General features: G+C 27.4%; 20 protein-coding genes. 19 read left to right on the forward strand and 1 reads right to left on the reverse strand.

All coding sequences use genetic code 11. The features are described 5' to 3' along the window. The first annotated feature begins 107 nt into the window (after nucleotides 1–107). The 9 genes from RWJ08_RS00090 to RWJ08_RS00130 all read left to right on the forward strand — a co-directional run bounded on the left by RWJ08_RS00090 (nucleotide 108) and on the right by RWJ08_RS00130 (nucleotide 12637). Nucleotides 108–1277: an O-antigen ligase family protein gene (locus RWJ08_RS00090; RefSeq protein WP_313960668.1), complete on the forward strand. Its 1170-nt coding sequence runs from the start codon at nucleotides 108–110 to the stop codon at nucleotides 1275–1277. 11 nt (nucleotides 1278–1288) lie between these two features. Then, nucleotides 1289–3184, forward strand: a complete 1896-nt coding sequence (locus tag RWJ08_RS00095; RefSeq protein ID WP_313960669.1) for an ABC-F family ATP-binding cassette domain-containing protein — start codon at nucleotides 1289–1291, stop codon at nucleotides 3182–3184. A gap of 9 nt (nucleotides 3185–3193) precedes the next feature. Beyond that, nucleotides 3194–4453, forward strand: coding sequence for a Glu/Leu/Phe/Val dehydrogenase (locus RWJ08_RS00100; protein ID WP_313960670.1), 1260 nt, complete (start codon nucleotides 3194–3196; stop codon nucleotides 4451–4453). A gap of 164 nt (nucleotides 4454–4617) precedes the next feature. Then, a complete protein-coding gene (locus tag RWJ08_RS00105) occupies nucleotides 4618–6693 on the forward strand; it encodes a glutamine synthetase III (protein WP_313960671.1) in 2076 nt (691 codons plus the stop codon). 9 nt (nucleotides 6694–6702) lie between these two features. Further along, nucleotides 6703–8307, forward strand: a complete 1605-nt coding sequence (locus tag RWJ08_RS00110; RefSeq protein WP_313960672.1) for a CTP synthase — start codon at nucleotides 6703–6705, stop codon at nucleotides 8305–8307. Between the two features lie 135 nt (nucleotides 8308–8442). Next, a complete protein-coding gene (locus RWJ08_RS00115) occupies nucleotides 8443–8907 on the forward strand; it encodes a hypothetical protein (RefSeq protein ID WP_293440643.1) in 465 nt (154 codons plus the stop codon). A 177-nt stretch (nucleotides 8908–9084) separates the two neighbouring features. Continuing rightward, complete coding sequence (locus RWJ08_RS00120) at nucleotides 9085–9864, forward strand: type III pantothenate kinase (protein WP_293440641.1); 780 nt, start codon at nucleotides 9085–9087, stop codon at nucleotides 9862–9864. A 1-nt stretch (nucleotide 9865) separates the two neighbouring features. Further along, nucleotides 9866–10816 carry a tRNA dihydrouridine synthase DusB gene (gene dusB / locus RWJ08_RS00125; RefSeq protein WP_313960673.1) on the forward strand — a complete coding sequence of 317 codons (951 nt, stop codon included), beginning with the start codon at nucleotides 9866–9868 and terminating at the stop codon, nucleotides 10814–10816. Nucleotides 10817–10897: 81 nt separating this feature from the next. After that, nucleotides 10898–12637 carry a flavocytochrome c gene (locus tag RWJ08_RS00130; protein WP_313960674.1) on the forward strand — a complete coding sequence of 580 codons (1740 nt, stop codon included), beginning with the start codon at nucleotides 10898–10900 and terminating at the stop codon, nucleotides 12635–12637. A gap of 86 nt (nucleotides 12638–12723) precedes the next feature. Here the strand turns inward: RWJ08_RS00130 and RWJ08_RS00135 are convergent, their stop codons facing one another. After that, entirely contained in the window at nucleotides 12724–14583 is a 1860-nt protein-coding gene (locus RWJ08_RS00135) for an ATP-dependent helicase (RefSeq protein WP_313960675.1), read from the reverse strand. A gap of 82 nt (nucleotides 14584–14665) precedes the next feature. Between RWJ08_RS00135 and RWJ08_RS00140 the strand changes: the two genes are divergently transcribed. The 10 genes from RWJ08_RS00140 (at nucleotide 14666) to RWJ08_RS00185 (ending at nucleotide 23136) form a co-directional block, all read left to right on the forward strand. After that, nucleotides 14666–15385: a methyltransferase gene (locus RWJ08_RS00140; RefSeq protein WP_313960676.1), complete on the forward strand. Its 720-nt coding sequence runs from the start codon at nucleotides 14666–14668 to the stop codon at nucleotides 15383–15385. After that, entirely contained in the window at nucleotides 15369–16208 is an 840-nt protein-coding gene (rsmI, locus tag RWJ08_RS00145) for a 16S rRNA (cytidine(1402)-2'-O)-methyltransferase (protein ID WP_313960677.1), read from the forward strand. The genes RWJ08_RS00140 and rsmI overlap by 17 nt, the downstream gene beginning before the upstream one ends. After that, nucleotides 16209–16988 carry a uridine phosphorylase gene (udp, locus tag RWJ08_RS00150; protein ID WP_009372352.1) on the forward strand — a complete coding sequence of 260 codons (780 nt, stop codon included), beginning with the start codon at nucleotides 16209–16211 and terminating at the stop codon, nucleotides 16986–16988. Between the two features lie 162 nt (nucleotides 16989–17150). After that, entirely contained in the window at nucleotides 17151–17300 is a 150-nt protein-coding gene (gene rpmG, locus RWJ08_RS00155) for a 50S ribosomal protein L33 (RefSeq protein WP_009372623.1), read from the forward strand. 22 nt (nucleotides 17301–17322) lie between these two features. Then, nucleotides 17323–17529, forward strand: coding sequence for a preprotein translocase subunit SecE (gene secE / locus RWJ08_RS00160; RefSeq protein ID WP_009354239.1), 207 nt, complete (start codon nucleotides 17323–17325; stop codon nucleotides 17527–17529). A 33-nt stretch (nucleotides 17530–17562) separates the two neighbouring features. Beyond that, a complete protein-coding gene (nusG, locus tag RWJ08_RS00165; RefSeq protein ID WP_313960678.1) occupies nucleotides 17563–18102 on the forward strand; it encodes a transcription termination/antitermination protein NusG in 540 nt (179 codons plus the stop codon). Nucleotides 18103–18202: 100 nt separating this feature from the next. Continuing rightward, the gene (gene rplK, locus RWJ08_RS00170; RefSeq protein WP_293440624.1) at nucleotides 18203–18628 is read left to right on the forward strand and encodes a 50S ribosomal protein L11; all 426 of its coding nucleotides are present in this window, start codon (nucleotides 18203–18205) and stop codon (nucleotides 18626–18628) included. Between the two features lie 43 nt (nucleotides 18629–18671). Beyond that, entirely contained in the window at nucleotides 18672–19367 is a 696-nt protein-coding gene (rplA, locus tag RWJ08_RS00175) for a 50S ribosomal protein L1 (RefSeq protein ID WP_009372290.1), read from the forward strand. 314 nt (nucleotides 19368–19681) lie between these two features. Then, nucleotides 19682–21418, forward strand: coding sequence for an ABC transporter ATP-binding protein (locus tag RWJ08_RS00180; protein WP_313960679.1), 1737 nt, complete (start codon nucleotides 19682–19684; stop codon nucleotides 21416–21418). Then, the gene (locus RWJ08_RS00185; protein ID WP_313960999.1) at nucleotides 21418–23136 is read left to right on the forward strand and encodes an ABC transporter ATP-binding protein; all 1719 of its coding nucleotides are present in this window, start codon (nucleotides 21418–21420) and stop codon (nucleotides 23134–23136) included. The genes RWJ08_RS00180 and RWJ08_RS00185 overlap by 1 nt, the downstream gene beginning before the upstream one ends. The last annotated feature ends 66 nt before the right edge of the window (nucleotides 23137–23202 follow it).

Raw genomic sequence — 23202 nt, forward strand, 5'->3', positions numbered from 1 at the left:
GAAATAATATTAATTTATTTATATCTTTAACTTTTATAATTAGTTAAGTTATAAGGTATTTCAATTTAATAATATTGATAAAATGGCTTATGAAAGGCTTAAGATATATGAATTATATTGATGGTATTTTAGAAAAATATGGGCTAAATTTAGATGAACTATTAATATTAATAGTTTCATTTACAGTGTTTTTACCATTTTATTTTTTAATATTCGCTTTTAATGCTCTATTTTTCTATTTAATAGTTAGTGGTAAAATTATTCCTATATTAAAAGGAACGCCATATGTTAAAAATGTTTTAGCATTTACTCTACTAATATTCGTAGTTTCAGTGTTTAAACATAATTTATATGGTATTGGAGTATCAATAATTATATTTGAATTTGCTATGTTTTTTATGTACTATAGATCTATTATAAATAGAAAGTTATTTTCAAGGATTATTAATCTGTATATGATTGTTTCAATATTTTGTTTTATTTTGACAATTCTTTCAGTACTATATAGTAAGTTTAGTATGGATTTAAAGATGTATGAATTTATAGAATATATGGCTTTGCATAGACCAGTATCGTCATTTTTTAATACGAATTACTATGCTACTATTTGTGAATTCATAATTATAATAGCAATGTATTATTTTTTATCAAATAAAAATAAAAATAATAGACTGTATTTTTTGTGTGTAAGTACACTTGCATTTATAGTTCTGTTTTTGACAGAAAATAGAACTGCATTACCAACAATTTTGATTGCAACTTTGGTGCTTTCTTTAACGAAAAATAATAAAAAAGTTTTTGCTTTTCTTGGAATTTTTACAGTGGTCATAGTAATACTTATGATTTTTTCTAATAGGATTTTTCCAAGATATGAATTTATAGGAAATTCTCTTGGAACAAGGAAAGAAATTTGGGATAATGCTATTAAACTATTTAAACAAACTTTCTTGTTTGGTAGTGGTCCAATGGCTTATCAAAATGCAACTTGGGTAACTCACCCGGCAAACCATGCTCATAACATAGCTTTAGATGTGTTAATTAATTTTGGTATTGTCGGTATTTTGGTAATTGCACCTCTTTTCGTAGGAATAGTTAAGCAAGTATATAGTATAAGAAAAAGAAATTTATTTAGACTCATAATAGCTTTAACTGTTGTAGTTATTTTGCATGGAATGTTGGATGTTACAATCCTATGGCATCAAACTGCTTATATTTATTTTAGTGTATTACTAGCAGTTGGAAAAGTTAGTAACTTTGAATCTAAATTTATTTTCTAAAAAGGTGTTTTATGATTGTTTTAAGTGTTAATGGCTTAACTAAGTCGTTTTTAAGTGAAAATATATTAGAAAATGTGACTTTTTCAATTTCTAACAGAGATAAAGTTGGAATAGTAGGAGATAATGGAAGTGGCAAAACTACATTATTTAACCTTTTGATTAAAGATTTATCTGCTGATAGTGGAGAAGTAAATTTTGCAAAAAATGTAAATCTATCTATTTTAAAACAAAATATTTCTTATACTAGTGATAAATCAGTTTATGAAGAATGCCTAGAAGTTTTTGAAGATATTATTTTTCTTGAAAAAGAGATAAGAGAATTAGAGATTGAAATGGGTAATAAGGATTTAAGTGAAGAAGAAATTCATAAACTTTTTGATATATATGAAAGTAAAAGACATTATTTTGAAGAAAATAATGGATATTCTTATAATTCGAAAGTTAGAGGAGTTTTGTTTGGACTTGGTTTTTTAGAGGAAGACTTTTCTAAATCAGTTAATAATTTGAGTGGTGGGCAAAAAAGTAGATTACATTTAGCAAAAATTTTACTTAAACCGTCAAATTTGATTTTACTTGATGAACCAACAAATCACTTAGATATAGAATCTATTCAGTTTTTAGAGTCTTATCTAAGAGAATATAAAGGAAGCTGCCTTATTGTTTCCCATGATAGGTATTTTTTAAATGCTGTTTGTAACAGGATTTTTTCAATAGAGAATAAGAAATTAAAGGTTTTTAATTGTGGATATGATGAATATATTTTAAGACGTGAAAAAGATTTTGAAATTAATAGACATCTTTATGAAAAACAACAAAAAGAGATTTCTAGGCAGAAAGAAATTATTCAAAGATTTGAAAATTATGGAAATAATAGATTTATAAAGCAGGCAAGTTCAAGACGCAGACTTCTTGATAAAATGGATTTGATTGAAAATCCAGAAATTTATAAAAATTCAATGAGATTAAAACTAGTTCCAGAAGTTGAGTCTGGGAAAGATGTTTTGGATATTTCAGATTTGACAATGGGATTTAATGATAAAATTTTATTTAATAATATAAATTTAAATATCTATAAAGGAGATAAAATTGGTCTTGTTGGAAAGAATGGAGTTGGTAAAACAACTTTATTCAAAATAATTTGTAATAATCTTGAGGCTTTAAAAGGAAAATGTGATTTAGGTGCTAGAGTATCAATTGGGTATTACGATCAGGAGCAAAAAACTTTAAGTAATCAAAATACAGTTATGGATGAATTTTGGGATGCCTATCCAAAAATGAATAATTTTGAAGTTAGAAGTCATCTTGCAAAGTTCAACTTTTTTGATGAAGATTTATTTAAATCTGTTGGAGAATTAAGTGGTGGAGAAAGAGCAAGGCTTGAACTTTTAAAACTAATGTTGTCGAAATCTAACTTTTTACTTCTTGATGAACCAACGAATCATTTAGATATTGAAAGTAAAGAGGTTTTAGAAAAAGCAATTGTAGATTATTCTGGAACAGTTCTCACTATTTCGCATGATAGATATTTTTTAAATAAAGTTGTAAATAAAATTTGGCTATTAGAGGATAGTAAAATAACAGAATATTATGGGAATTATGATTACTTTTTAGAAAAGTTAAATGAAAAAAATGAAATAGAAGAAAAGATAATCTCAAAGACAGAAATTGAGAAAGAAAAAAAGAAGAAAAGAGAATTAGAAAGACAAGAAAAAGCTAAAAAACAAAAATTGAAGGAAATTGAAGATAAAATTTTTGAAATAGAAGACAAAATTGAAACTTGTAATAGAGATATTCAAAATCCAGAAATTTTTAATGATAAAGATAAATTTTTAAAACTTAGTAAAGATTTGTCTGAATTGATAGAAGAAAAGGAAAATTTATATTTAGAATGGGAAAATTACTTGTAGGAGAATAGTATGAATAGTGTTAATCCGTTAGAAAATGTTCAAATGATTTTAAAAAAATCTTGTGAAGTTTTAGATTTAGATGAAAGTGTTTATAATCTTTTAAAGGAACCAGAAAGAACCATAGAAATAAATATACCTGTAAAAATGGATAATGGAAAATTTAGAATTTTCAAAGGTTATCGTTCTCAACATTGCGATGTTATGGGTCCATATAAAGGAGGTATCAGATTTCATCAAAGTGTAAATGGGGATGAAGTTAAAGCTTTATCTATTTGGATGAGTTTAAAATGTTCAGCTACTCATTTGCCTTTTGGCGGTGGAAAAGGAGGAATAATAGTAGATGTAAATGAATTATCTGAAAATGAGCTTGAAAAACTATCAAGAGGATATGTTAAAGAGCTTTACAAATATATTGGAGATAGATTTGATATTCCAGCACCTGATGTAAATACAAACGAAAAAATTATGGCTTGGATGTTAGATGAGTATATAAAATTAACCGGTAATAATACTCTTGCAACTTTTACCGGAAAAGCGTTAGGCTTTGGGGGATCTTTTGGAAGAAAAGAGGCAACAGGAGTTGGAGTTGCCGTTATGACTAGAGAATCCTTAAATAAATTAGGTATTAATATAAGAGATTCAAAAATTGCAATTCAAGGTTTCGGAAATGTAGGTTCTAATACTGCGAAACATTTAGCAAGAATGGGTGGAAATATTTTAGCAGTTTCAGAATTTGATAATGAACATGGTGTTTACACCATATATAATGAGAATGGATTTAATGTTTTTGAACTAATTGATTATTTTTCAAAAAATCATACATTATATGATTTTAAGGGTTCTAAACATATTTCAATAGATCAATTTTATTCTTTAGATGTAGATGTTCTTATACCTTGTGCTTTAGAAAATTCAATTACAGAAGAAGAAGCTCAAAAAATAAGAGCTAAATTAATTGTTGAAGGGGCTAATGGCCCTGTTAATTATCTTGCCGATAGAATATTAAGTCAAAAAAATATTGAAGTAATTCCAGATATTTTAGCAAATTCAGGCGGTGTTATAGCTTCTTACTATGAATGGGTACAAAATATTTCGGGAATGGATATGACAGAAGATGATGTTTTAAATAAAGTAGAGTATAAAATGCTACTTGCTTATAATGAAATAATGAAGATAAAAGATAAATATGATGTAACAATGAGACTTGCTTCTTATATTTATTCAGTTTTAAGACTTTATAAGATATTAAAGTTAAGATCTAGAATTTAAAAAATTATTCTATTTAGGTACTTGACATAATCAAAAAAATATTTTATTATATTACTATAAGTTAAGTAATAATATAGTTTAATAAATAAAAAATTTTGTAAATTGGTTTTTTTTTTCTCTATTTAGAGGTAAAAAGAAGACCAATTTTTTTATAGGAGGAATTTATGAGCAGAATTGATGATTTTGGAAAATTTACTTTTAATAAAAGTGCAATGAAAAGAAAACTGCCGTATCCTGTATATTTAAAATGGAAGAATGCTATCAGAAAAGAAGAACTTTTGGATAAAGACAGTGCCGATATAATTGCGCATGCAATGAAAGAGTGGGCTATAGAAAAGGGAGCAACACATTATTGTCATTGGTTTCAACCGTTGAATGGTAATACTGCAAAAAAACATGAGAGTTTTATAAGTAAATCAAGTGAAAATTTACCTATAGTTAGATTTTCAGGAGAGGAACTTTTAAAGAGTGAGCCAGATGCTTCATCTTTTCCAAATGGAGGAATGAGATCAACTTTTGAAGCTAGAGGTTATACATATTGGGATTGTACTGCAAATGCTTTTATTATGGATAATATTTTATATATTCCATCAATATTTGTTTCTTTTGATGGTATAAGTTTGGATAAAAAAGCTCCACTTTTAAAAAGTATGGACTTTTTATCAAAACAAGCTACTGCTTTATATAATTTATTTTCAGATGAAAAGATTTTTAGAGTTAGAATAAAAGTTGGCTTAGAACAAGAATTTTTCTTGATTGACAGGAAATTCTATGAACAGAGAGTTGACCTTATAAATACTGGAAGAACATTAATCGGTGAAATGCCACCTAAGGATCAAGAGTTATTACAGCATTATTTTGGTTCAATTCCAAAAAGAGTTATGAATTACTATAATAGTATAAATAAGAAATTAGAGGATTTAGGTATTAATTCTAAAACTGAACATAATGAAGTTGCTCCTGGTCAGTTTGAAGTTGCAATTCTATATGATACAGTAAATGTTTCTGTTGATAATAATCAAATTGTTATGGAAGTTTTAAGAAAAATAGCTTATGAGCATGATCTTGTCTGTTTATTACATGAAAAGCCATTTAAAAATGTAAATGGAAGTGGAAAACATAATAATTGGTCTTTGGTTACAAATTATGGTAAAAATTTATTTAAACTACCAAAAAAAGATGATGAAGTAGAGAGACTACTTTTTGCTATATTTATGATTTCTACAGTCTCAGCTGTAAATAAATATTCTTCATTACTTAGAGTTTCATCTTCAAGCGTTAGAAATGATTTAAGACTTGGAGGAGATGAAGCTCCACCATCAATAGTATCTGTTTATTTAGGAAATGAAATTGAAAATGTATTATGTGATATTTTAGATATGGAAGTTAAAAATCCAATAAAATTAAATGATTTTAATATTAGTAATCTGGAATTTGCACCAAGAGATACTGATGATAGAAATAGAACATCACCTTTTGCTTATACTGATGGAAAATTTGAGTTTAGAATGTTAGGTTCAATGCAAAGTGCAGCAGATTGTAACATAATTTTAAATACAATAGTTGCTTCAGAGCTTAAAAATATTTTACAGAAAGTTGAAAATATTAATGATAAGTCTGAAAGAATTGTGGCTTGCAAAAATATTCTAAAAGAAATCTTTGTTGAAAGTGAAAGAATTTTATTTTCTGGCGATAATTACTCAAAAGAATGGATTGAAGAAGCAGAAAGAAGAGGACTTAAAAATAATAGAACATATTTAGAAGCAATATTAAGTGCAAAAGAATCAAAAGAGTATGATGTTCTTTTGAAAAATGGTATTTTAAATTATTTAGAATTAGGTGCAGTTTATGATGTTTGCATTGAAGACATAAAGAATACTTATTTGCTAGAGATGAAAACATTAATTAATATGATTAATAAAGATGTCATTCCATCTTGTATACAAGAACTTAATTTTGAAATAAATTTGAATGAAAGAGTAAAAAATGTTAAACTAAATGAGAGAATTAACAAACTAAATAATTTGCTTGAGGGATTATTTGTTAAACTTGATGAATTTAATGAATTTGAAAAAACAATAAAAAATAAAAATGGAATTGAAGAAGTAATAAGTTTACATAAATTCGTTCCTAGAAAAATAGAAGAAATTAGGAAAATAAGTGATGAAATTGAATCAAATGTTTCAAGAGAAAATTGGAAAATACCAACTTATGAGGAAATGTTTAGAGTATTAAATTAGGAGGATATTATGAGCAAATTTATTTTCATTACCGGAGGAGTTGTTTCTGGAATAGGTAAAGGAATATGTGGAGCAAGTTTGGGAAGGCTTTTAAAAGATAGAGGATTTAGTGTTTTTATGCAAAAATTTGATCCATATATAAATGTTGACCCGGGAACAATGAGTCCATATCAACATGGAGAAGTTTTTGTAACAAAAGATGGAGCAGAAACAGATTTGGACTTAGGTCATTATGAAAGATTTATTGATGAGGAACTTACTCAAAGAAGTAATGTTACCACTGGAAGAATTTATAGTGAAGTAATTCAAAAGGAACGTAGAGGAGATTATAACGGTTCAACAGTTCAAGTTATTCCACATATTACTGATAGAATAAAGGGATATGTTTATAAGGCTGCTGAGGAAAGTAAAGCTGATATAATTATAACTGAAATTGGTGGTACAGTTGGAGATATTGAATCACTACCTTTTATTGAAGCAATTAGACAAATTCATGCGGAAAATAAAAAAGAAGATGTTTTATTTATTCATACTACTTTAGTTCCTACTATACCAGGCTCAGATGAATTAAAAACTAAACCAACCCAACATTCTTTTAAGGAACTTATGAGTCAAGGAATAAAGACTAATATAATAGTTGTTAGAAGCCCTGAAAAAATTTCTGATGAAATAAAAAATAAAATTAGTCTTTTCTGTGATGTTCCAAAAAGTGCAATTGTTCAATCAGAAAATGTTGATTTTATATATGAAGTTCCTGTTAGATTACATGAACAAGGTTTAGATGATTATGTTTTGCATAAACTTTGCCTTGAAGGAAAGCCAATTGTAAAAAATAATTGGAAAGAAATGATTGATTCATATAAAGAGGTAAAATCTGAATTAGAAATTGGACTTGTTGGCAAATATGTTCAACTTCATGATGCTTATCTTTCAGTCTCTCAAGCGTTAATAGATGCAGGATATAAAAATGCTCATAAGATTAATATTCATTGGATAAATTCTGAAGAAGTTACTGAAGAAACGGCTAAAGAAGTATTTAAAGGAATTGATGGAATTATAGTTCCGGGCGGTTTTGGTGGCAGAGGAATTGAAGGAATGATTGCTACAAGTAAATATGCAAGAGAAAATAATATTCCTTATTTTGGAATATGTCTTGGAATGCAAATTGCAATTATAGATATAGCAAGAAATGTCGCAAATCTTGAAGGAGCAGATTCAACTGAAAAAGATGATACTACCAAATACCCAGTTATAGATTTGATGGAAAATCAATTTGATGTTGAAAATATAGGTGGAACTTTAAGACTTGGTAATTATGATTGTAAACTTTTTAAGAACACTAAATCTAGAGAACTTTATAATTCTGAAATAATTCAAGAAAGACATAGACACAGATACGAATTTAACAATAAATATAGAAAAGAACTGGAAAAGGCTGGAGTTATTTTCTCCGGGATAAATCCTGAACTTGATTTAGTAGAAATTATAGAATACACTAGTAGCGATTATTTTGTAGCTTGTCAATTCCATCCTGAATTCAAATCAAGACCAAATAAAGTTCATCCATTATTTGACGGATTTATAAAGGCATCTATAAAAAATAAAAATAAGTAGTTAATATTAAGTAAGAAACAGATTTATATTTGTTCCTTACTTTTTTATATGCTGATATAGACATGTGTTTTGTAAAATGATATAATTTTAGTGAAAAAATTTTTAATAATGATATTAATATAGGAGGAAATAATAGTGGGATTATTTGATATTGTTAAAAAAGCTATAACAGGAGCAAGTGATGAGGATAACAAAAAAAATAAGGCAAGGATGCGTGAAATTTTCAATTCTTGTGTAGAAAACGGCGACGAATATAAGTTAATTTACTGTCATATGCAAAATGAGACTAATGCTGTTGTTGTAAAAGTTACAAAACATAGTAATTTTATTGTAGGATATAAAGAGGGAGAAGTTGTTATAATTGATGTAAATGCTACATTATCAGAATATGGAGAACCAGAATTCTTTAATAAAGAAAATGGAGCAACAATAAAAACATTTGTAGGTTATTGTGTTGCTGATAAAGAAAATGTACATTATCAATTTGAACCTATAACATTTGAGCCAGGATTTGTAAACGGTGCAAAATATAAAGTATCAATTTCACAAAGTGTTGCTGAAGTTTCTGAATTCCGTAAATTCTTCAAACGTGGATTGTAATTTAATATTTATTTTATAAGATTTTGACGATTAAGATTTCTTCTTAATCGTTTTTTTGTTGAAATAGACCAGGAATTGAAAATTTATATATAAAATAATTGTAATAAAATATAAAAAATGTTAAAATTAGAATGAAATAAGTAATTGAAAAAAATTATTAATGATTTGGAGAAAAATATGTTATTAGTTATAGATGTTGGTAATACAAATATCGTATTAGGTGTTTATGAAGGATATTCACTAATTTGTGATTTTAGACTTAATACGATAAAAAATAAAACAAGTGATGAATATGCAATGTCAATTACAGAAATATTACATGCTAACGATATTAAAAAATCTGAAATTGACGATGTTGTTGTAGCATCAGTTGTTCCTGATGTTATGCATTCAATTGAAAATGCTATAAAAAAATATTTTAATTTAAAACCAATAATTATTGATGATAATTGTGATTTGGGAATAAAAATAAATCACGATAATCCAAAAACAATTGGAGCAGATAGAATAGTAAATTCAGTTGCAGGAATTAAAAAATATGGAGTTCCTTTGATAATTATAGATATTGGAACAGCTATTACTTTTGATGTAGTTGATGAAAATTCAGTTTATCAAGGTGGAGCTATAATTCCAGGAATTGGAATTTCATCAGAAGCACTTTTTTTAAAAACTGCAAAACTTCCAAGAGTAGAACTTTATAAACCTGAAAGAATTGTAGCTAAAAATACAATGGATAATATTAGAGTTGGTATGGTAATTGGATATATTGGACTTATTGAAAAGTTGATTGATGAAATTGTAAAAGAGATGAATTTTGATGTTTCTAAGTTAAAAGTTGTTGCAACAGGTGGATATTCCAGCTTAATTACCAAAGATATAGATAAGATTAATATTATAGATAAGAAACTTACTCTTGATGGAATGCTTGAAATCTATAAGATGAAAAAGGGGTTATAGTATGCTTGATGGAGATATTTTTTTAGCTCCACTTGCAGGAGTTAGCGATGTTGCATATAGAATTTTAGCTAGTGAAATGGGAGCGAGTTTAACTTTTACTGAGATGGTTTCTATAAAAGGATTATATTATGATAATGACAAAACTTCAATTATAACTTATATTGACAAAAGAGAAGGACCTGTTGGATTACAAGTATTTGGAAGTGATGAAAATATTATGGCAGAAATAATCCAAAATAGGTTTAATAAAAGAGATGATATTTATCAACTTGATTTGAATTTAGGATGCCCTGCTCCAAAAATTGTTAAAAATCATGAGGGAAGTTACTTGATGAAAGAACCCAAAAAGGTTAAAAGTATTGTTTCAACTATGGTGAAAAATTCTAAAGTTCCCGTAAGTGTTAAAATTAGATTGGGTTTTGATGAAAAAAACAAAAACTTTTTAGAAGTTGCTGATGCTATTGTTGAAGCTGGAGCTTATATGATTACATTACATGCAAGAACAAGAGAAATGTTTTATTCAGGAAAGGCTGATTGGAATGCTATAAAAACTTTGAAAAATCATGTTCCTATAAAAGTAGTTGGAAATGGAGATGTTTGTAGCGTTGAAGATTATGTAAGAATGAAAGAAGAAACTGGAGCTGATGCAGTTGCAATTGGAAGGCATTCTCTTGGGAATCCATTTATTTTTAAACAAATTAAGGATTATAATTTAACAAAAAAATACTCATCTCCAACTTTGGAAGAAGTTATTGATACTATAAAAAGGCATTATAAACTGGAGTTGGAATTTAAACTGGAAAGAATAGCAATAAGAGAAATGAGAAAAAATATTTTATGGTATTTAAAAGGTTTTAAAGATTCAAACAAGGTGAAAAATACTATAAATACTTTAACTGATATTAACGAAATTTTTGATGTATTAAATGAATATAAAAATAATTTTAATTAGGATTACAATTACAATATACATAATAAACATAAGGAGAAATTTAATCTCAGTATAATAATTTTGTAAGATTTGGAGGATATTATGAAAAAATTATTTAAAGCCTTATCATTTTTACTTGTTTTTGTATTATTTTTAAATTCTTGTAAATCTGCAGTAAATGGAACATACGAGGGAAAAGCTAGAGGACATAATGGAGATGTTGTTATTGATGTAAGTTTTGAAAATAATAAAATAAAAAAAGTATCATTAAAGGAAAGTGTTGAAACTGAAGATGTAGGGAAACTTGCTATTGAAAAATTGATTGAAAAAGTTAATTCAGGAGATCTAAATTTAGATGAAATAACAGGTGCAACTTATTCTTCAAAAGCTTTTATAAACGCTCTTGCAGATGCTATAAACAAATCCGGACTCGATTATAAAAAAATTCTTAAAAACAACCCTACTACTAATGAAAAATTTGAAACGAAGGAAATGAATGTTGATGTAGTTGTTGTCGGTTCAGGTGGTGCGGGATTAATTGCGGCAATTAAAGCCAAAGAATCTGGAGCTAATGTCGTAATTTTAGAAAAGTTACCAATAATAGGGGGAAATACTTTAATTTCAGGTGCTGAATATGCTGCTCCGATGAATTGGTTACAAGAAAAGGAAAATATAAAGGATAGTATTGACTTATTCAAAAAAGATGTTGAAAAAGCAGGAGGAGATAAAGAACTTATATATGTGTTAGCTAATAATGCACTTGACGGTGCAAAATGGTTAAGAGATGATGTTAATGTTGAGTGGACTGACGAACTTATGTTTTTTGGAGGTCATTCAGTTAAGAGATCTTTAATTCCTAAAGGACAATCCGGAAAAGAATTGATAAACAAATTACATGCTAAAGCTGAGGAATTAGGAATAGAAATTTTAACAGAGACTAATGCCTATGAACTTATCACGAAAGATAATGTAGTTACTGGAGTTAAAGCTAAAATAAAGACTGGGGAATTGATTGTTAATGCGAAATCCGTTGTTTTGACAACGGGTGGTTTTGGAGCAAACAAAAAAATGCTTTATGATAATGATAAAGAAATTGATGATAAAATTCTTTCAACAAATTCTCCAGGATCAACAGGCGATGGGATAAAAATGGCACAAGCTATTGGAGCTGATGTTGTAGATTTAGATAAAATTCAGCTATATCCTGTTTGTGATGTTGAGACAGGTAAACTTTTATATACTGGAGATACAAGACTTGTTGGTGGAGCAATACTCGTAAACAAAGAAGGAAAAAGATTTGTTGAAGAGTTGGGTACTAGAAGAGAAATTTCAATGGGAATTAAGGCTCAAACGGATAGTGTTGCATATCAAATTTGGGATGAAGAGTCAATGAAAAAATCAAATATTTTACCTACTCATGAAGTCGAATATAATAATTTGATAGAGGGTAAAAAACTTTGCAAAGTGAATTCGATTGATGAAATGGCTGACTTCTTTGGAATAGGTAAGGAAAATTTAAAAGCAACAATAAATAAATTTAATGAAGATTCAAAAAATGGAAAAGATACATTATTCAATCTTAGAAGATTAGGCTTTAAAATAGATAAAGCACCTTTCTACTGTTTAAAAGCCGTTCCTGCAGTTCATCACACAATGGGTGGTCTTAAGATAAATAAAGATGCAAGTGTGTTGGATAAAAATGGAAATATTATAAAGGGATTATACGCTGCAGGAGAGACAACCGGTGGAATTCATGGTAATAACAGACTTGGTTCCGTCTCAATAGCAGATATTACGGTTTTTGGAATCATAGCAGGAACTAATGCAGCAAAAAACAAATAATTTATACACAAAAAAGGAGCAAAGCTCCTTTTTTAATTTTTTTTGTGAAACAACAAGGTTCCTGGGTACCCACTTGATGCGAAGCATCATGGAAGGGTGGGGGTCTTCTTCTTTAATTCATTGTAGAAAATTGAAGATTCAACAGGTAAGTTGTTTCTTTCTTTTATAGTAAACAGAAATAATCTTTTTCTCGCTCTTGTCATTGCAACATAGAATAATCTTCTCTCTTCTTCTAATAATTTTTCGTCAAAAGAGTTTAACACACTCTTTTGTGGAAATTCTCCATCAATTAAATCAATAATAAATACATTATCATATTCTAAACCTTTTGCAGAATGTATTGTTGAAATTGAAATATTAGATTTTGAACTTGATGCATTTTTCAGAAATTCTTTTAATTTATCTAGTTTTTCTATAAATTCATCAAAAGTTTTTAAATCTTTAGATAAATATTTTATCAAGTCGAAAATAAGATTGTAGTTTAGATTGGAAAAATCGTTGAAATTATCTAAGTAATCTCCGTATCCTATCTCATAGAGAATACAATCAATTTTATCTTCCATTTTCATTTTTTTTAATCTTTTAAAATCATTTCTTAAAGATGTAAATTTGTTTAGATAAAAATCATTTAACTCATCCAAGTCCAGCAAACTTTCCAAAACACATTGATTATATGGTTTATATTCCAATTTAGCAATGAAGTCCTTTTTTATATAGGCATTAAGTTTAAAATAAATTCTTTTAAAAACTTCCAAGTCAGAAGTATCTTCAGAAAACGAAAGTATATTTTTTACATCATTTAATATTCTGTTTGAATAAAAGTCGAATTTATTTTCTTTTACAAAAAAATCAATATCATTATTTTTTAATATGTCTGCTACATATAGAGAAGATACATTGTTTCGATACAAAACTCCAATTGTTTCATTAGGATTTATTTCAGAAATTCTTTTTAGCAATTCTCTGGCTTGAATAATCGAATTTTTGACTTTAAATAGCATTATTTGTGAACTTTCTTCAGTTGTATGTTTAGAAGTTTTTTCATATCTAATTTTATTTCCTTGAATTATTTTATTGCTTATTTTTATTATATTTTTAGTAGAACGAAAATTTTTATCCATAAAAAATATTTTAGAATTTGGATAAATATCTTTAAAATTTAATAGATTTTCAGGACTTGCACCTCTAAAACTATAGATTGACTGGTCATCATCTGCTACTATGAATACATTATTTTCTGGAAATACTATCTTTCTTATTATTTCAAATTGTAAAGTTGAAGTATCTTGTCCTTCATCAATTTGGAAAAACTTATATCTATTTTTTAAAGCTTTTAAAAGTTTTTTATCCGTTGAAACATATTCATTAGCCAAAATTAGTAAATCATTAAAATCCATAAAATTATTTTGAATTTTTATTTCATCATACAAATTATACAATTTTAACATTAAAGAACGATTTGAAATAAAATGATTTTTTCTTAAATATCCTTCAAAATCATACATTTTATTTTTTGTAAAGTCATAAATTGAAAAGAAGTCATTTATTTCTTCGTCAGATAGCTTTTTATAATTTTTTTGGTAATACAATCTTTTTAAAATTAAAATTCTATTGAATTCGTTATTTCCTTCAATTAAAGTTTTTTTGATATTTTTTAATTTCATATAATTTCTAACTATCTCATAGCAAAAAGCGTGAATTGTTTTAAAGGTAATTTTTCCTCTGAATTCAGGATTTTGAGCTAAAAATCTCTTTTCCATATCAATTCCTTGAGATTTGCTGAAAGTTATCGAAATTATTTCACTTGGATCTATATTATGATTGTTAATCAAATTTAAAATTCTATTTAATAATACAGTTGTCTTGCCTGAACCCGGGACTGCTAAAATTAGAGCAGGACCTTCAAAATGTTTAATGGCATCAACTTGTTGATTCGTAAAATTCATATAATCACCTTAGTATATTCTATCATAAAAATAATTCCTTTTAAAGCATATTTATGGTAAAATATAGGACGGAGGTTATTATATGGACAAACATTATATTCCTAACACCAAAGGTGTTATATTTACAAATAAGAATAAATTTTCTTTCAACATTGATTCAATTTTGCTATCCTATTTTTCAAAAGTGAAAAAAGATAAGATATTAATTGATATCGGAGCAGGAACTGGAATAGTAGGCTTTAGAATTAATTTTTTAAATAATTTAAAAACTGTATATCTTATAGAAATACAAAATGAAAATGCAAAGCTTATTGAGCATAGTATTGTTGAAAATAAACTAAAAAATGTTGTCCTTTTAAATAAAGATTTAAAAGAATGTTATAACGATTTTGAAAATTCATCTGTTGATTATATTGTCTCAAATCCTCCATATAAAAAAATGAATACTGGAATATTAAATGAAGATGAGAATTTTTTGATTTCAAGATATGAATATGCACTTAAACTTGAAGATATTTTAGATTTTTCATATAAAAAACTAAAATCTTCAGGAAAAGTTTTTTTGATTTACAGTATGGAACGTTTGGTTGATGTTTTAAGTGAATCGAGAAAATTTAGATTAGAGCCTAAAAGAATTCAATTTATTTCTACAAATATAGATAAAAAGCCACATCTGTTTATGGTTGAACTGGTTAAAAATGGTAATAGCAATTTATTTGTTGAAGATAATATTTATATTTATAATAAAAGTGGCGAATATACTGATAAGATTAAGGAGATATATTATGGACAGAATTTCTAATATTTATTTTGTTTCAACACCTATTGGTAATATGAAAGATATAACACTTAGAGCATTGGAAGTTTTAGAGAAAAGTGATATAATTTATTGTGAAGATACCAGAAACAGCTCAAACTTATTAAAATTTCATAATATAAATACTAAATTAGTATCATATCATAAATTTAATGAGAGCGAGAGAGTTGAAGAAATAATAAATAATATAGAAGATGGAAAAATTGTTTCTGTAATTTCAGATGCAGGAATGCCGATAATAAATGATCCTGGCTTTGTGATTTTACAGGAAGTTATAAAAAGAGATATATCTTATGAAATTTTACCCGGAGCATGTGCGTTGATAAATGGAATTTGTGGTAGCGGATTTGATGCGACAAGTTTTGTATATATGGGATTTGTTCCTAAAACGGATTCGGAACGTAAAAAATATTTTCAAAGTTTTAAAAATATGAAAGTTACAGGAATATTCTATGAAAGTCCACATAGACTTTTAAAAACGTTAAAATTTTTATATTCTTTATTTGGAAATATAAATGTATGTGTATGTAGAGAACTAACAAAGTTATTTGAAGAGTACAAAAGAGGAAATTTAGAAGAAATTATTTCATATTATTCTGAAAAAGGGGTAAAAGGAGAGATAGTTCTTATAATAGAAAAAATATCTGATGAGAGAGTGGATATTGATATAAAAAAAGAGATATTAAAATTAAAATATGATGGATATAGCACTAAGGACATTGTAAAATTGCTAAAAAATAATTATAATATTTCAAAAAATGAAGCGTATGAATTAGTATTGAATTTAGAAAATGAGGAGGAAAAATAAATGTCACAACAATTATTAAAAGAAAAACAATATCATATTGATATGAAAGCGGGAGATGTTGGAAGATATGTAATTTTACCAGGAGATCCAAAAAGATGTAAATTAATCGCAAAATATTTTGATGATGCGGTTTTAGTTGCAGATAATAGAGAATATGTAACATATACAGGATTTTTAGAAGGAGAAAAAGTTTCTGTAACAAGTACAGGAATTGGTGGAGCAAGTACATCAATAGCTGTTGAAGAATTGCATAAAATCGGCGCAGATACATTTATAAGAGTTGGTACTTGTGGTGGAATAGAATTAGATGTTGAAGCAGGAGATTTAGTAGTAGCAACAGGAGCAATAAGAATGGAAGGAACTTCAAAAGAATATGCACCAATAGAATTTCCTGCAGTTGCTGATTTTAATATCGTAAATGAACTTTCAAATGCTTGTATTGAAACAAATCAAAAATATCATGTTGGAGTGGTGCAATGTAAAGATGCATTCTATGGACAACATCAACCTGAAACTAAACCGGTAAGCTATGAATTATTAAATAAATGGGAAGCTTGGAAAAGACTTCATACAAAGGCAAGTGAAATGGAATCAGCAGCACTATTTATAGTATCAAGTTATTTGAATACTAGAGCAGGTTCAATATTTTTGGTTGTAAACAATCAAGAAAGAGTTAAACAAAATCTTTCTAATAATGTAATAGAAGATACCGATAGAGCAATAAAAACAGCAATACTTGCTCTTAGAAATCTTATTAAAAAAGATAGAGATAATAGATAATATAGATAGACTTTATAAATTTAAGAATTTACTTATTTTTAAAAAATAAAGTTAATAATAAATGCTCTAAATTGCTTGACAATTGATTTACTTTGTGTTATTATCTTATGAGTAATATAATGTATAATTATGTTCAAATTTAGCTTTCAAGGAGGTGTTTCTATGAGAGATAAAGTTGTGTTGGCATGTACAGAATGTAAAAATAGAAATTACAATACTAAAAAGAACAAAAAAGTTACAACTAACAGAATTGAATTGAATAAGTATTGTAAGTTTTGTAAAAAACACACTCTTCACAGAGAAACAAAATAGTTAGAGATTGGAGGAGAGTAGTATGACAACAAAAACTACTGATCAAAAACAAAAGAAAACTAGCTTTATGCGTGGAGTTCGTCATGAATTTAAGAAAATAGTATGGCCTTCTAAAAAAAGTGTTTTTTATTATAGCCTTGCAGTAGTTACAATTTCTATAATTAGTTCAGCTATAATTTGGGGATTGGATAATGTATTAAAAAAATTGTTAGGTTTAATTATCCATTAATTATGAAGGAGGGAAGGACTTTAGTCCGCTTATATGACAACAGAAGAATTAAAGGATATTAAAGAAAAAGAAGCTAAATGGTATGTAGTACATACATATTCAGGGCATGAAAACAAAGTAAAGGCTAATATCGAAAAGTTAGTTGTAAATCGTGGAAATGACATTGATATATTTGAAGTTGTTGTTCCAACGGTTAAAGAAGAAACAGAAACCGGAAAAATTAAAGAAAGACAATTATTTCCTGGATATGTTTTAGTTAAAATGATAATAACAGATATCTCATGGTATTTAGTTAGAAATACTAGAGGGGTAACTGGATTTGTAGGGTCAGGTAATAAGCCTGTACCACTATCTGAAAAAGAAGTAGAAACATTAGGTGTTTCTGCAAAACCATATAATGATGTGGAAATTAATGAAGGAGATTCTATTACAATTATAGATGGAGCATTTAAGGACTTAACAGCAAAAGTAATAGAAGTATCTCACGAAAATGGTAAATTAAAAGCTTTCGTTTCTTTATTTGGAAGAGATACGCTTGCTGAATTGGATTTTAGTGACGTAATAAAAAATTAAATTTGAAAATAATTTGAAAAACATTCAAAACAGAGATATACGAGAGTGGGAGGGTTTTAGCACCCGAAAACCACATTAGTTTTTAAGGAGGAACTATAAAATGGCTAAAAAAGTACAAGCATTAGTAAAATTACAAATTCCAGCAGGAAAGGCGACTCCTGCTCCACCAGTAGGTACTGCACTTGGACCTCATGGTGTAAATATAATGCAATTTACAAAAGAATTTAACGCAAAGACAGCTGACCAAGCTGGATTAATTATTCCAGTTGTATTGACTGTTTACCAAGATAGATCATTTACATTCATTACAAAGACTCCACCGGTACCAGTATTAATTAAGAAAAAATTAGGTATCGAATCAGGATCAAAAGTACCAAACAAAACTAAAGTTGGTAATTTAACTAAAGAACAAGTTAGAGAAATTGCAGAAATGAAAATGCCTGACTTGAATGCTGCCACTATTGAAGCGGCTATAAGCATGGTTAAAGGTACTGCTAGAAGTATGGGAATAACTGTAGAAGAGTAATATTACGTGGGAGCAAAAAGCGAACACCACAAGGAGGATATAAATGAAAAAAGGTAGAAAATATTTAGAAAGTTTAAAATTAATAGATAAAACAAACTTATATGATTTAAAAGAAGCATGTGAGTTAGCTGTAAAAACTTCAACTGCAAAATTTGATGAAACAGTTGAATTACATGTTAAATTAGGTGTTGATTCAAGACACGCTGATCAACAAGTTAGAGGTACAGTAGTATTACCTCATGGAACTGGTAAAACTTTAAGAGTTTTAGTTTTATGTAAAGAAAATAAAGTTCAAGAAGCTAAAGATGCTGGGGCAGATTATGTTGGAGCAGATGATCTTATTCAAAAAATTCAAACTGAAAACTGGTTTGATTTTGATGTAATAGTAGCAACTCCAGATATGATGGGTGTTGTTGGTAGAATTGGTAAAGTTTTAGGACCTAAAGGTTTAATGCCAAACCCTAAATCAGGAACAGTTACATTTGACATTGCTAACGCAGTTAAAGAAATTAAAGCTGGTAAGGTTGAATACAGAGTTGATAAAGCTAATATTGTTCACTGTCCAGTAGGAAAAGTTTCTTTTGGAGCTGAAAAAATAGAAGAAAATTTAAGAACTATAATTACTGCTATTATAAAAGCTAAACCATCAGCAGCTAAAGGAAAATATTTAAAATCAGTTTCTATTGCAACTACAATGGGACCTGGAATAAAATTAGCTTCTACTAAATTAGGAGAATAATTAATAATTTAGACACCATAAGGTGTCTTTTTTATTGTGAAACAACAAGGTTCTCGGGTACCCACCTGAAGCGAAGCATCATGGAAGGGTGGGGTTCTTATTTTTAAATAAATTTTTAAAAGATTATCTGTTATTTAAAGATAATCTTTTTTTATTTATAATAAAAATCAATCTTAAAGATATTGAAAAGCAATATTAAAAATGCTATAATATATTTAAACGACGACTACGTCGTTTAAATATAAATACTTATTCAATTTATTTATAGCATTGATTTGTAATATATTGAATATTTAATAAAATAGGAGGATTTAATGGATATTTATAAGAAATTATTCAAATATGTGCCTGATAAAAAATTTCTCGTATATATAGCTATTTTTATGAGTGTTATTTCTTCAGCACTTTCAATTTTACCGTATTGGTATTTGTATAAATTTTTGAATGAATTTTTGTTAAAAAAAGATTTTACTCAAGCTAAAAATTATGCGATTACCATTTTTATTATTATGATTGTACAATCTTTAATTTATTTTATTTCAGTAGGATTTACTCATCTATTTGCTTTTAGATTAGAAACAAATCTTAGAAAAGCAGGAATAAGTCATTTAATGAAAGCTTCATTTTCTTTTTTTGATGTTAATGAATCAGGGAGAATCAGAAAAATAATAGATGATAATGCCAGTGATACTCATATGATAGTTGCACATTTAATTCCTGATATTACTGTTGCGGTAGTAACGCCTATACTTTTATTTGTAATAATGTTTTCTGTAGATATTTATTTAGGTATAGCTACTGTTATTTTAACTATTTTATCTGCTATTTTTACTAAACTTATGTATGGAGATATTAAGTTTATGGAAAAATATAATAAAGCACTTGAAAGAGTTAATAGTGAGGCAGTTGAATATGTTAGAGGTATGCAAGTGTTAAAGATATTTAAAGCTTCAATATTTTCTTTTAAATCATTTTATGATTCTATCGTTGACTACTCTAAAACTGCTTATGAGTATAGTAAAAGCTGTAAACAGCCTTATGTTATGTTTCAAATTGTTTTACTTGGCGCAGCTGCTTTTATAATTCCATTTGCAATCATGTTTTCAAAGGGTACAGAAAATAATGTAGTAATAATGATTAAATTAATTTTTTTCACATGTTTTATTGGAACTTTGTTTAGTTGTCTTATGAGAATTATGTATGTTGGAATGCATCAATATATGGCAACGCAAGCAGTAGAAAAATTAGAAAATCTTTTTACAGAAATGGAAGCAAATGATATTAAGTTTGGAAATAATAAAGAATTTTCTGGTTATGATATAGAATTTAGGAATGTTAGTTTTAAATATGATACTGCTAATATTTTGGAAAATTTAAGTTTTAGACTTGAAGAAAACAAAACTTATGCTTTGGTTGGTTCATCAGGTGGTGGTAAGTCAACCATCGCAAAATTAATTTCCGGTTTTTATAATATTGATGAGGGAGCAATTTTAATTGGAGGGAAAAATATTTCTACTTATTCAAGGGAAGCTCTTATGAATAATATCTCATTTGTTTTTCAAAATTCAAAACTTTTTAAGACGACAATTTTTGAAAATGTAAAGATCGGAAATGAAAATGCTAGTTATGAAGAAGTCATGAATGCTTTAAAATTAGCAAGATGTGGAGATATTTTAGATAAATTTGAAACTCGAGAAAATACTGTAATAGGATCAAAGGGAGTTCATCTTTCAGGTGGAGAAATTCAGAGAATTGCAATTGCCAGAGCAATTTTAAAAGATGCTAAGATTATAATTTTAGATGAGGCTTCAGCAGCATCTGATCCGGAAAATGAACATGAAATACAATTAGCTTTTTCTAATTTAATGAAAGATAAAACTGTAATTATGATTGCGCATAGATTGAGTTCAATTAGAAATGTTGATGAAATATTGGTTGTTGATAACGGAAAAATTATTGAAAGAGGAACAGATAAAGAGCTTATGGAAATTGATGGAAGATATAAATTTTTACAAGATTTATTCTCTCAAGCAAATGAATGGAGGATATAATTATGAAAATGCTTAAAAGAATGTTTCAATTAACTGATAAGGGAACTGCCGGAATCATAAAGGCATCAATAGCATCATTCTTTTCATATTGTAGTTTAATGATTCCTATGATTTTACTTATGTTTTTTATTCAAAATGTTATTGAAGGGAAAGAAAATACTATTTCTTTCTTTGTAATAGGAATATTAATTATGCTACTTATAATGTATATTCTTATGTCAATAGAATATGACTGTTTGTATAACGAAACATATAAAGAAAGTGCAAATATTAGAATAGAAATAGCAGAGATTTTAAGAAAATTACCACTTTCTTTTTTTTCAAAGCATGATGTTTCAGATTTGTCTCAAACAATTATGAAAGATGTTTCAGTTATTGAACATGCAATAAGTCATGCTATTCCAAAGGCTATAGGACTTATATTTTATTTAATAATAATAGTAATAATGTTATTAATTTATAATTTCAAACTTGCTCTTTGTATTTTAATTCCTATTATTTTGGCAACTGGGTTCATATTAATTACAAAAAGAATACAAGTTAACGGAAATAAAAAATATTATAATGTTATGAGAGGTATTTCAGAAGATTTCCAAGAATCAATTGAATTACAACAAGAGATAAAAAGTTATGGACAAGTAGATAAAATTACTAAAAAAATATATGATGATATTGACTATTCAGAAAAAATTCATATAAGTGCTGAAGGAAAAATGGTGCTTCCATTGAGTATTTCAACAAATATACAAAATTTAACTTTAGGAGCTACGATTTTATTTGGAACAGCTTTATATTTAAAGGGTGAGGCGTCTATTCTTTATCTAATCGGTTATATAATGTGTGCTTCAAAGATTATTGATGCTGTAAATGGTATGCTTTCAAATTTTGCGGAACTTATGTATTTGGATGGAAATTTACAAAGAATTAGAGAATTAAGAAGTACCAAAATCCAAACTGGAGAAGCTAAGGAACTTCATAATTTTGATATAGAATTCAAAAATGTTGAGTTTGGATATGGAGAAAACAAAGTAATTAATGATATTTCATTTGTTGCAAAACAAGGTGAAGTTACCGCATTAGTTGGACCTTCAGGTTGTGGAAAAACAACAGTTCTGAGATTGATGTCAAGATTGTATGACTATGATAGCGGAAAGATAATTATAGATGGAAATGATATAAAGGGTATTGAAACAGAGAGTCTTTTTGAAAATATTTCAATAGTTTTTCAAGAAGTTACATTGTTTAATACTTCAATTTTAGAAAATATCAGATTTGGAAATAAAAATGCAACTGATGACCAAGTTAAAGAAGCTGCAAGACTTGCTAATTGTGAAGAATTTATTGAAAAATTACCTGAGAAATATAATACCTTAATCGGAGAAAATGGAAGTAAGTTATCAGGAGGCGAAAGGCAGAGAATTTCGATTGCACGTGCTTTTTTAAAGAATGCTCCAATAATTTTACTTGATGAAATTAGTGCAAGTCTTGATGTTGAAAATGAAATGAAAATACAAGAAAGTTTAAATAAACTTATTAAAAATAAAACTGTATTAGTAATTTCACATAGAATGAAGTCTATAGAAAATGCAAATAAAATAATAGTAATGGAAAATGGAAAAATAGAATCTCAAGGTAATCACAATGAACTTTTAGAAAAATCTAAAGTTTATAATACTATGGTTAAAAATTCTAGTTTAGCTGAAAATTATAGTTATTAATATATGAACGCTGTTTTTACAGCGCTTTATATTGTGAAACAACAAGGTTCCCGGGTACCCACCCGA

This window comes from uncultured Parvimonas sp., from assembly GCF_963524015.1.
Lineage (GTDB): Bacteria > Bacillota > Clostridia > Tissierellales > Peptoniphilaceae > Parvimonas.

Bases quoted from the DNA above. Each gene is read 5' to 3' on its own strand.
- RWJ08_RS00090 (WP_313960668.1), top strand. From the start codon at position 108: ATGAATTATATTGATGGTATTTTAGAAAAATATGGGCTAAATTTAGAT.
- RWJ08_RS00095 (WP_313960669.1), top strand. From the start codon at position 1,289: ATGATTGTTTTAAGTGTTAATGGCTTAACTAAGTCGTTTTTAAGTGAA.
- RWJ08_RS00100 (WP_313960670.1), top strand. From the start codon at position 3,194: ATGAATAGTGTTAATCCGTTAGAAAATGTTCAAATGATTTTAAAAAAA.
- RWJ08_RS00105 (WP_313960671.1), top strand. From the start codon at position 4,618: ATGAGCAGAATTGATGATTTTGGAAAATTTACTTTTAATAAAAGTGCA.
- RWJ08_RS00110 (WP_313960672.1), top strand. From the start codon at position 6,703: ATGAGCAAATTTATTTTCATTACCGGAGGAGTTGTTTCTGGAATAGGT.
- RWJ08_RS00120 (WP_293440641.1), top strand. From the start codon at position 9,085: ATGTTATTAGTTATAGATGTTGGTAATACAAATATCGTATTAGGTGTT.
- dusB (WP_313960673.1), top strand. From the start codon at position 9,866: ATGCTTGATGGAGATATTTTTTTAGCTCCACTTGCAGGAGTTAGCGAT.
- RWJ08_RS00130 (WP_313960674.1), top strand. From the start codon at position 10,898: ATGAAAAAATTATTTAAAGCCTTATCATTTTTACTTGTTTTTGTATTA.
- RWJ08_RS00135 (WP_313960675.1), bottom strand. From the start codon at position 14,583: ATGAATTTTACGAATCAACAAGTTGATGCCATTAAACATTTTGAAGGT.
- RWJ08_RS00140 (WP_313960676.1), top strand. From the start codon at position 14,666: ATGGACAAACATTATATTCCTAACACCAAAGGTGTTATATTTACAAAT.
- rsmI (WP_313960677.1), top strand. From the start codon at position 15,369: ATGGACAGAATTTCTAATATTTATTTTGTTTCAACACCTATTGGTAAT.
- udp (WP_009372352.1), top strand. From the start codon at position 16,209: ATGTCACAACAATTATTAAAAGAAAAACAATATCATATTGATATGAAA.
- rpmG (WP_009372623.1), top strand. From the start codon at position 17,151: ATGAGAGATAAAGTTGTGTTGGCATGTACAGAATGTAAAAATAGAAAT.
- secE (WP_009354239.1), top strand. From the start codon at position 17,323: ATGACAACAAAAACTACTGATCAAAAACAAAAGAAAACTAGCTTTATG.
- nusG (WP_313960678.1), top strand. From the start codon at position 17,563: ATGACAACAGAAGAATTAAAGGATATTAAAGAAAAAGAAGCTAAATGG.
- rplK (WP_293440624.1), top strand. From the start codon at position 18,203: ATGGCTAAAAAAGTACAAGCATTAGTAAAATTACAAATTCCAGCAGGA.
- rplA (WP_009372290.1), top strand. From the start codon at position 18,672: ATGAAAAAAGGTAGAAAATATTTAGAAAGTTTAAAATTAATAGATAAA.
- RWJ08_RS00180 (WP_313960679.1), top strand. From the start codon at position 19,682: ATGGATATTTATAAGAAATTATTCAAATATGTGCCTGATAAAAAATTT.